The following is a 9,935-nucleotide window of genomic DNA, read 5'->3' as shown; positions in this document are numbered from 1 at the left end:
GCCCACTTCCACAACGTCATCATCGGCGGCGTGGTGTTCGGCATGTTCGCTGGCATCACCTACTGGTGGCCGAAGATGTTCGGCTTCCGTCTCAATGAAACCTGGGGCAAGCGCGCGTTCTGGTGCTGGTTCATCGGCTTCTATGTGGCGTTCATGCCGCTGTACATCCTGGGCTTCATGGGCATGACCCGCCGCATGCAGAGCTACCCGAACATGGAGTACCAGCCGCTGCTGATCATCGCCATGTTTGGTGCCTTCATCATCGGTGCCGGCATTCTGTGCCAGGTCATCCAGATCGCCGTGTCGATCCGCGACCGCAAGAAGACCGCCGACCTGACCGGCGACCCGTGGGATGCCCGTACGCTGGAGTGGGAAACCTCTTCGCCGCCGTCGTTCTACAACTTCGGCTCGCTGCCGCGCGTCAACGAACTGGACGAGTTCTGGGAGCGCAAGCAGCGTGGTGAGGCGTGGGAACGCCCGGCCAGGTACACCGACATCCACATGCCGCGCAACACCGGCACCGGTGTGGTGATCGGCGCCTTCAGCCTGGTGTTCGGCTTTGCGATGATCTGGCACATCTGGTGGCTGGCCATCGTGGGCATGATCGGCATGATCGGCACCTTCATCTGGCGCACCTTCGACAAGGACGTGGATTACTACGTGCCGGCCGCCGAAGTGGAGCGGATCGAGAATGAGCACCGTCGCCACCTGGTGGCGCAGGGCCTGGTGAAATCGGAGCTGAAGGCATGAGCAGCACTATCCCCAACACCATGAACCACGGGCACGCCGCGCATGCGGCGGCCCACGGCCATGATGACCACGAGCACCACGACACCGGCGGCAATACCGTCTTCGGTTTCTGGGTGTACCTGATGAGCGACTGCCTCATCTTCGCCACGCTGTTTGCCACCTACATCGTGCTGTCCGGCGGTACCAACGGCGGCCCGGGTCCGAAGGACCTGTTCGAACTGTCGTTCGTGGCGTGGGAAACCACGCTGCTGCTGGTGTCCTCGCTGACGTTCGGTCTGGGCATGATTGCCATGCACAAGCACAAGGTCGGCCAGATGTACCTGTGGCTGGCCATCACCTGGCTGCTGGGCTTCGGCTTCATGGTCATGGAAGTGTGGGAGTTCAACCACCTGATCCATCAGGGCTACGGTCCGGACCACAGTGCGTTCCTGTCGGCGTTCTTCGCGCTGGTCGGTACCCACGGTCTGCACGTGAGCGCGGGCCTGCTGTGGCTGCTGATCATGTTCATCCAGATCAAGCAGAACGGCCTGACCCCGACCAACAAGACCCGCATGGCGTGCCTGAGCCTGTTCTGGCACTTCCTGGATCTGATCTGGATCGGCGTGTTCTCCGTCGTCTATCTGAATGGAGCGCTGTAATGTCCGCACATGACAATCACGCACACGACCACGGCCACAGCGCCGGCGGTGAGAGCCACGGCAGCGTCAAGTCGTACCTGATCGGTTTCCTGCTGGCTGCAGTGCTGACCATCATCCCGTTCTGGGCCGTCATGCACGGCGACCTGCCGCGTCTGACCACCGGCATCATCATCGTGATCACCGCGGTGCTGCAGATTCTGGTGCACCTGGTGTTCTTCCTGCACCTGGACCGCTCCTCCGAACAGCGCTGGAACGTCAGCGCGGCGGCCTTCACCGTCGTGGTGATCGGCATCATCGTCGCCGGTTCGCTGTGGGTCATGCACAACATGAACGTGCATATGATGCATTGAGGTCTTCGGACCCCGGCATGCAGAAAGGCCGCCTCCGGGCGGCCTTTCTGTTTGTTGGGTGAGTGGGGCGGTGCCGGTGCCGGAGCGAAGGGCAGCCGACCAACGGTCGGCTCTACCCCGGGTGTCGCATACGCCGAGGGAGGCCGGTGGCGGCTGTAGGTGCCGACCGCCGGTCGGCACAGCCCCTCACGCGGCGCGCGCCAACCGCAGGAACTCTTCGGCACCCACGGGTTTGCCGAGGTGATAGCCCTGCAGCAGATCGCAGCCGAGATCGCTCAGGTACTGGCGCTGGCCGTCGGTTTCCACGCCTTCGGCGACGATCCGCAGCTGCAGCGAGCGGCCGAGGGCGATGATCGAGGAGACGATCGCCGCGTCTTCGGCGTTTTCTTCCAGGTCATGCACGAACGCCCGGTCGATCTTCAGCTCGGTGGCTGGCATGCGCTTGAGGTACAGCAGGCTGGAATAGCCGGTGCCGAAGTCGTCGATGGAAATGTTCACGCCCATTGCGGTCAGCCCGTGGAGGATCTGCAGGCTGGCCTCGACGTCCTTCATCGCTGTGGTTTCGGTCACTTCCAGGGTCAGCCAGCGAGGCGCCAGCGCATGGCGCTCCAGCGTGCCGCGCACGGTCTCGAGCAGGGTGCTGGAGCCAAACTGCAGGGGCGAGAGATTGACCGCCATCGACCAGTCCGCGTGGCCCGCGTCGTGCCATTGGCGCAGCTGCGCGCAGGCGCGGTCCAGCACCCAGTCGCCGATCTGCAGGATCAGCCCGCTGCGCTCGGCCAACGGAATGAAGGCATCCGGTGACAGCAGCCCCAGCTCCGGATGCTGCCAGCGCACCAGTGCCTCCGCACCGGTCAGGGCCTGGCCGTTGGCCGGGAACTTGGGCTGGTAGTGCAGCACCAGTTCGTTGCGGATCACGGCCTTGCGCAGCTCCTGCAGCAGCTTGAGCTGGCGGTTGGCGCTGACGTTGAGCGACTGGGTAAAGAATGTATAGCCGTTACGGCCGGATTCCTTGGTGTGGTACATGGCGGCATCGGCATGCGCCATCAGGTCGCGTTCGCTGGTGGCATCGGCCGGGTACAGCGCGATGCCCAGGCTGGCGCTGACCTGCAGCTCCAGCGCGTCGATCACGAAGGGTTCGGCGATGGTGGCGATGATGCGCTCGGCCACCACGGCGGCATCTTCCGGCGCGTCGACCTGGAACACGATGACAAACTCGTCGCCGCCCAGACGCGCGAAGGTGTCCTGGGCGCGCAGCAGCGCGGCCACGCGCTGGCTCATCTGGATCAGCAGCTTGTCGCCGAGTTGGTGGCCGTAGGCGTCATTGATGGTCTTGAAACCGTCCAGATCGCAGAACATCACCGCGAAGGTGAACTGGCGCCGACGCGCCTTCTCGATCGCCTGCTCGATACGGTCCTGCAGCAGCATCCGGTTCGGCAACTGGGTCAGCGGGTCATGCAGGGCAGCCTGGATCAGCTTTTCGTTGGCCTGCGCCAGCGAGTCCGCGAGCAGGCCGGTACGGGTGCGCATCTGGCGATCAAACACGGACGCGATCAGGGCAATACCCAGTGTGGCCAGTGTGGTGACGATCACCAGCACCGCCAGCCATTTGCTGTCGATGCCCTCGCCATAGGCCGCGCCGCAGATGCTGCCGGGCGGGAAGCTGGCGGCCGCCATGCCGGTGTAGTGCATGCCCACGATCGCCAGGCCCATCACCAGCGAGGCGGCGCCGCGCAGCAGGAACGGGCGGCGCTGTTCGCCGCGCAGGCGGAAGGCGATCCACAATGCCGCGCCGGAGGCCGCGATGGCGATCACGATGGAGGCGGTGAACCAGAGGGGATCGTAGGTGATGCCCGGCTGCATCTGCAGTGCCGCCATGCCCAGGTAGTGCATCGCCGCGATGCCCAGGCCCATCAGAACCGCGCCGGCGCCCAGGCGCGCCCAGGGCAGGTGCGGGCGGGAGACCAGCCACAGCGCATAGGCCGAGGCGCCGACCGAGACGGCCAGCGAGTACAGGGTGATCGCCAGGTCGTAGCCGACCGGAATCGGCAGGTCGAAGGCGAGCATGCCGATGAAGTGCATCGACCAGATGCCCAGGCCCATCGCGACGGCGCCGCCGGCCAGCCACCAGCGTGCCACGCGCCCCTGCGTGCTGGCCAGACGGCCGGCCATGTCCAGCGCCGTGTAGGAGGCGAGGATGGCGACCAGCAGCGAGAACACGACAAGACTCTGGCTGTAGGTGCCGGACATGAAAGAAAACCTGGGGAGCGGAGGGGGTGCAGGAGTGCGCCGGGGTATCGGCACCGGCGCCGGATTCTTTAGGTCCGTGCGCGCCGCGTCTCGGATGCTGCGACGCGGCTCGGCTATCCTGACCGCCTGACGATGAAGTGGAAGTGGACATGGCCAAGAGGCTCACCGCCTACGTCTGCAGCGAATGCGGCGCGGAATACAGCAAGTGGCAGGGCCAGTGCACCGAATGCGGGGTCTGGAACGTGCTTGGCGAGGTGGTGCTGGAAAGCGCCGCCGCCGCCAAGTCGCCGGCGGCGCGACGCTCGGGCTGGGCCGGCAAGGTCGATGCCCCGCAGATCATGGCGCTCAAGGATGTGCAGCAGACCGAACACCTGCGGGTGAGCACCGGTATCGGCGAGTTCGACCGCGTGCTCGGCGGTGGTCTGGTGGAGGGCGCGGTGGTACTGGTCGGCGGCGATCCGGGCATCGGCAAATCCACCCTGCTGCTGCAGGCCGTGGCGAAGATGGCCGCGTCCTTGCCGGTGCTGTACATCACCGGTGAGGAGTCGCTGTCGCAGGTGGCCGGACGGGCGGTGCGTCTGGATCTGCCGCTGGACGGGGTCAATGCGCTGGCCGAGACCGGGATCGAGGCGATCCTCAGGCATGCCAGCGTGGCCAAGCCGAAGCTGATGGTTGCCGACTCGGTGCAGACGCTGTGGACCGAATCGCTGACCGCCGCACCTGGCTCGGTCAGCCAGGTGCGCGAAAGCGCGGCCCGGCTGGTCAGATTTGCCAAGGAAACCGGCACCGCGGTGTTCCTGGTCGGGCACGTGACCAAGGAGGGCGGCATTGCCGGCCCGCGCGTGCTCGAGCACATGGTCGATGCGGTGCTGTATTTCGAAGGCGAGAGCGGCAGCCGCTTCCGCCTGCTGCGCGCGTTCAAGAACCGCTTTGGTGCGGTCAACGAACTGGGCGTGTTCGCGATGGGCGAGAAAGGGCTGAAGGAAGTCTCCAATCCCTCGGCGATCTTCCTGTCCGGTGGCAGTACGCGCCAGCCCGGCAGCTGCGTCATGGTCACCCGCGAGGGCACCCGGCCGTTGCTGGTGGAAGTGCAGGCGCTGGTCGACGCCTCGCCACTGTCCAACCCGCGCCGGGTGGCGGTGGGCCTGGAGCAGAACCGGCTGGCCATGTTGCTGGCCGTGCTGCACCGTCACGGCGGCGTCCTGGTCGGCGACCAGGACGTGTTCGTCAATGTGGTCGGCGGCATCCGCGTACAGGAGACCGCGGTCGACCTGCCGGTGCTGCTGGCGGTGTTGTCCTCGCTGCAGGACCGCCCGCTGGCCGAAAAGACCATCGCGTTCGGCGAGGTGGGTCTGTCCGGCGAGATCCGCCCGGTGCCCAATGGCGAAGACCGGCTGCGCGAGGCCGCCACGCATGGCTTCAAGCGCGCCATCGTGCCCAAAGCCAATGCGCCCAAGGCCGGAAGCGTGAAGGGCATGGAGGTGATCGCGGTGGAGCGGCTGTCCGAGGCCATCGACGCGATCTGAACGGGCTGTTTCCGACGCCCGCGCCGCGCAGGCAATGCGCGGCCGGGCTGTGCTAGGTTTCCTTTCCCGAAATCCTCGTTCCAGCGCGCATCCCGGCCGGGGTGCGCCCGCCAGAGAAAACGATTACATGCAAGAGACTCCCCTGGATGTACAGGGCGCCAGCGAGATCCGTCGCGCCGGTGTCGACCTCAACGGATTGATGACTGTCCTTGGCAAGCATCTGTATTCCACCCCGGTGGTGGCACTGCGCGAACTGGTGCAGAACGCGCACGATTCACTGGTCCGGCGGCGCCTGGAGCAGGCCGACTGGCAGGACCCGGGCCGGATTGAAGTGCATGGCGATGCCGTCAACGGCATCGTGCGCATCATCGATACCGGTGCCGGCCTGACCCAGCAGGAAATCCACGATTACCTGGCCACGGTCGGCGTGGGCTACACCCGTGGCCTGCGCCAGGCGGGTGAAGACGACGAGGGGCTGATCGGCATGTTCGGGCTGGGCTTCCTGTCCGCGTTCGTGCTGGCACGCCGGGTCACCGTGCGCACCACCTCCTACCAGCAGCCGACGCTGGGCCACTGCTACGTGTCCAGCAATGCCGAGCAGTACACGGTGTCACCGATGCCGGCCCGTGCGGTGGGGACCGAGGTGATCCTCGAGTTGCACAGCAGCTACGTGCATCTGGCGCAGGAGCAGAACCTGCGCGACATCCTCGGCCGGTACTGCGCGTTGCTGGGGGAGCCGATCCACATTGGCCAGGATGCGCGCGCGATCAATCCCGAGCCGCCGCCGTGGCGACCACAGGCCGGTGTGGTCATGCACCCGCTGCAGGCGCAGCGCCGTGGCCTGGAGTTTGCCGCGCACTTCGAACGCAGCTTCGAGCCGATCGCCTGCATGCCGTTGCGCGCCGATGGCGGCAGCGATGCGGTGGGCCTGCTCTGGGTACAGGACGGTGCCACTTACGGCACCAGTGACAACCGCAATCTCTCGGTGTTCGTGCGCGGCATGCTGCTCGACGACGACGCACGCGATCTGCTGCCACCGTGGGCCGGTTTCATCGGCGGGGTGATCGAATCGAGCCGGTTGACGCCCACCGCCAGCCGCGAAGATCTGCAGCGCGATGAAACCTACAGCGCCGTGCAGCATGCGCTGGGAGAGGCCCTGATCGATGGGCTGGTGGAGATCGCACGCCAGCAGCCCGAAGCATGGCGACGCATTCTGGTGCGGCACAACGAAGCGCTGCTCGGGGCGTCGCTTTGCGACGACCGCCTGTTCCAGCTGCTGCTCGAACACGTGCGCGTGCCCAGTTCGCAGGGTGACATCAAGGCCAGCGAACTGCCGTCGCGCGGTGCGGTCCACGTGATCCTGGACAGCGGCGGCGGGTTCGAGGAAATGCTGTTCCGTGCGATGGGCGTGCCGGTGGCGCATGGCAACCGTTACGCGGTGGTGCCGTTCCTTCGCCGCTGGACCCAGGCCAAGGGCATGCGCCTGGTGGAGCTGGGCACCGAGCAGGGCAACCGCGCGCTGTTCCGCACCGATACGCTGCCCGATGCCGAAATGGACTGGCTGCAGACCCATCTGGGTGACGGCGAGCAGTTGCTGCCGGCGCATTTCAGCCCGTCTGAACTGCCGGTGGTGGTGGTGCCCGATCGCGAGGCCGAGCTGAAACGCCGTCTGGAGGACGACGAGAACGACAAGCGCGTGTCGATGGCCGCGCTGCGGCTGGCGCGACAGTTCACCGCCCGGATCGTGGCGCGCGCCCCGTCGCGCCTTTACCTCAACCTGGACAACCCCGCCGTGCAGGCGCTGCTGGCGGCAATGCGCGCCGGCAACCCGCAGGCCGCGTCCGCCGCACGCCTGCTGCGCTCGCTGAAGGTGATCGTCAGCGCGCAGGGTCGCGCACAGGACGGCGGCGCGGCCAGCACCGATCTCAACCGCGCGTTCGGCGACATCGCCGATGCCCTGCAGCAGATGCTGCAGGCGCGCTGACCCTCCCTTTCTTCAACGTTACGCACCACAGGACGGCACGACCGCATGGATATCTGGAATTGGGTTGAAAAACTGCAGGACGATCTCGGCGAAGCCGGGCAGGCGCAGAGCGCGCAGCTGCTGACGCGCTTGACCGATGAGGTCTGCGAACTGCGCATGGACCGCGTGGATGCCCTGCTGCCCGAAGCGCGTGCGCTGGGCAAAACGCTGGGCAATCCGTGGCTGGAGGTGTTTGTCGGCCACTGGGACATGCGCAACCGCGTCGGCAACCGACTGGAAGGCGAGTCGGCGCTGGGCGACGCCGTGGCGCTGTTCGAACGCGCCCACCGTGCCGATACGGTGGAGTGCCCGCAGTCGATCTGCGTGACCCAGGACCTGGCGGCCTGTTACGGCAACATCGATGGCCCCGGCTGGGTGCCCGAGCGCATCGAGGTCTGCGAGGAAACGCTGGCGCGGATCAATCCGAGCTGGGCGTGCTTCCAGTGCCTGAGCTGCGAGAAGGCCGATGCACTGCTCGATGACGGCAACAGCCAGGGCGCGCTGGATTATCTGGATGTGCAGGCCGGTACCGTGCTGGCGCACGGCGGCAAGGTATACGACAGCTTCCCGGAGATGCGCATCAAGATCCTGCTCGCCAGCGGCCGCGCGGCCGAGGCGCTGGCGTTGATCGATGTGCGACAGGCCGAAGTGGACGCCGAAGGTGACTACGAGCCTGCCAACTGCACTGTTCCGCGCAAGCTGTCGCGCGCGTGGGCACTGGCGCAGCTGGGCCGCGACGAGGAGGCGCTGGCATCGCTGGTACCGTTCAACCAGCTGTCGCCCAATTACCGTCGCATGTGGGCGCACACCGTGGCGCTGCTGGTGCGCAATGCGCCCGAGCGCAACAGTTGGGATCTGGGGCGCCGCCTCAACGCGACCCTGGCGCATTACGCCGAGGTCGGTGCACATCGCTTCGTGATCGAAATCGCCGGGCTGTGCGTGGACATGGCGCTGCAGCGCGGTGCGGTGTGGACCGCGCGCCGCCACCTGGCACTGGCCCGCCAGCACGTGGGCCAACTGCGCCAGGACCGCGGCGCCAGCGATGCGATCGCCGCGATGGCCGCACGGATCGATGCCGCTCCCAGCACCGCCGCGTTGCCTGTTCCTGCCGAAGGCCTGCTTGACTGGCTGGTTGAACAGGGCGAGCAGGGCGATGGGCGTGATCCGGAGCGCGAGGCGCAATGGCTGCTGCAGGGCGTGGAGCAGCGTCCCGACGACGCAGCCATGCTGGATGTCGCCGCCTCGGCGCTGAACGCCTGTGGTGCGGAGGAAGAGGCCATCGCGTTGCTGTGGGCGTTTGTCGAGCGCCACCCGCATGAGGATGCCGCCCCGGCGTACTCGCTCCTGCGCCTGCTGGTGCAGCGTGGCGACCAGGCCGGGCTGGACCGCCTGATGCAGCATTACCAGGCGCAGGTGCCGGTGTTCGCACTGTGGTGCCAGGCGCAGATGGCACACAAGCTGTCCGACTGGGCCACGCTGGAGCAGGCGTGCAGCGCGCTGCTGGCGCTGTCGCCGCAGTCGCATGGTGCGCGCAACCTGCTGGGCGTGGCCTTGATGGCGATGCAGCGCTTCCAGGATGCCGCCGTGCAGTACCGCCACCTCACCGAGGTGCTGGAGGAACCGCGCAGCGCGCATTGGGATCACATGACCGCCGCCAGTGCCGCCCGCGACTGGGCGGCCGTGCGTGGCTCGGCAGCGGCCATCGGCATGGAGCTGGACAGCACCGACGGCCCGGTCGAGGAATCCTTCGGCTGGGTGATCATCCGCTGCACCGACGGTGGCGAGCCGATCGAATACTATGCGCGCCGCACCGGCCCGGTCACCGCGCGGATTGTCGAGAACGCGCCGGCCAACCGCCGCCAGCGCGTGGACGACTGGGTGGTGTTCGACGCCGAGCTGGTGCATCCGGCGCCGGAGGACGAGCAGGAGCGCGAGCGCTTCATGCCCACCTATGCCGAGGTCCATCTGCTTGAAAGTGGTGGCTATGCGGGCAGCTGGCTGGTGGATGGCGTGCATCCGGGCGAAGACGCGTGGAGTGCCTTCGCCGAGGCGGTCGAGGCCCGTGGCTGGAAGCTGTGGACGCACAGTCCGGACGACTACCAGCTCACCGATGCCGAAGGCGACGATGTGCCACTGCCGGGCGTGCTGTTCACCGTGGCGCAGCCGCAGGAACAGCCGCCGCTGGACCTGCACCGGTTCCTGCTCGACGCGACCGCGCAGTGGCCGCACCAGCTGTGCTGGCTGCGCCTGGCCGAAGCCTGCGACCAGGACGCGCAGCGCCACTTGGACGTGATCGAGCGTTACGGTCTGTGATGGCCGGGCCGGGGGGGGCCCCCCCCCCCCCCCCCCCCCCCCCCCGGGGGGGGGGGGGGGGCGGGGGGCGCCGCGGGGCGGCGGG

General features: G+C 67.1%; 7 protein-coding genes. 6 read left to right on the top strand and 1 reads right to left on the bottom strand.

Features of this window, described 5'->3' with window-relative positions:
• The 3 genes from ACPEH1_RS20070 to cyoD form a co-directional block, all read left to right on the top strand.
• On the top strand, positions 1-750 hold a 750-nt coding region (locus tag ACPEH1_RS20070), incomplete at its 5' end, for a cbb3-type cytochrome c oxidase subunit I (protein ID WP_423716280.1).
• On the top strand, positions 747-1,388 hold the full coding sequence (gene cyoC, locus ACPEH1_RS20065; protein WP_037590942.1) for a cytochrome o ubiquinol oxidase subunit III: 642 nt from the start codon (positions 747-749) through the stop codon (positions 1,386-1,388). The genes ACPEH1_RS20070 and cyoC, both read left to right, overlap by 4 nt.
• Entirely contained in the window at positions 1,388-1,738 is a 351-nt protein-coding gene (gene cyoD / locus ACPEH1_RS20060) for a cytochrome o ubiquinol oxidase subunit IV (protein ID WP_017355328.1), read from the top strand. The genes cyoC and cyoD overlap by 1 nt, the downstream gene beginning before the upstream one ends.
• Before the next feature lie 186 nt (positions 1,739-1,924).
• Here cyoD and ACPEH1_RS20055 read toward each other — a convergent pair whose 3' ends face one another.
• A complete protein-coding gene (locus ACPEH1_RS20055) occupies positions 1,925-3,988 on the bottom strand; it encodes a putative bifunctional diguanylate cyclase/phosphodiesterase (protein WP_017355329.1) in 2,064 nt (687 codons plus the stop codon).
• A 149-nt stretch (positions 3,989-4,137) separates the two neighbouring features.
• Here ACPEH1_RS20055 and radA point away from each other — a divergent pair, with 149 nt between their 5' ends.
• From radA to ACPEH1_RS20040, 3 genes are all read left to right on the top strand, one after another.
• Positions 4,138-5,514, top strand: coding sequence for a DNA repair protein RadA (gene radA, locus ACPEH1_RS20050; RefSeq protein WP_017355330.1), 1,377 nt, complete (start codon positions 4,138-4,140; stop codon positions 5,512-5,514).
• A gap of 127 nt (positions 5,515-5,641) precedes the next feature.
• Entirely contained in the window at positions 5,642-7,498 is a 1,857-nt protein-coding gene (locus tag ACPEH1_RS20045) for an ATP-binding protein (RefSeq protein ID WP_017355331.1), read from the top strand.
• A gap of 45 nt (positions 7,499-7,543) precedes the next feature.
• Positions 7,544-9,850 (top strand): hypothetical protein, encoded by a 2,307-nt coding sequence (locus tag ACPEH1_RS20040; protein ID WP_136004384.1) that lies wholly within the window; start codon positions 7,544-7,546, stop codon positions 9,848-9,850.
• Positions 9,851-9,935 lie beyond the last annotated feature (85 nt).

Origin of the sequence: Stenotrophomonas sp. NPDC077421 (genome assembly GCF_049545505.1) — a bacterium.
Taxonomy (GTDB): domain Bacteria; phylum Pseudomonadota; class Gammaproteobacteria; order Xanthomonadales; family Xanthomonadaceae; genus Stenotrophomonas; species Stenotrophomonas nematodicola.
Note: the sequence above shows the minus strand (reverse complement) of the source record. Positions and strands in the feature narration are given on the sequence as shown.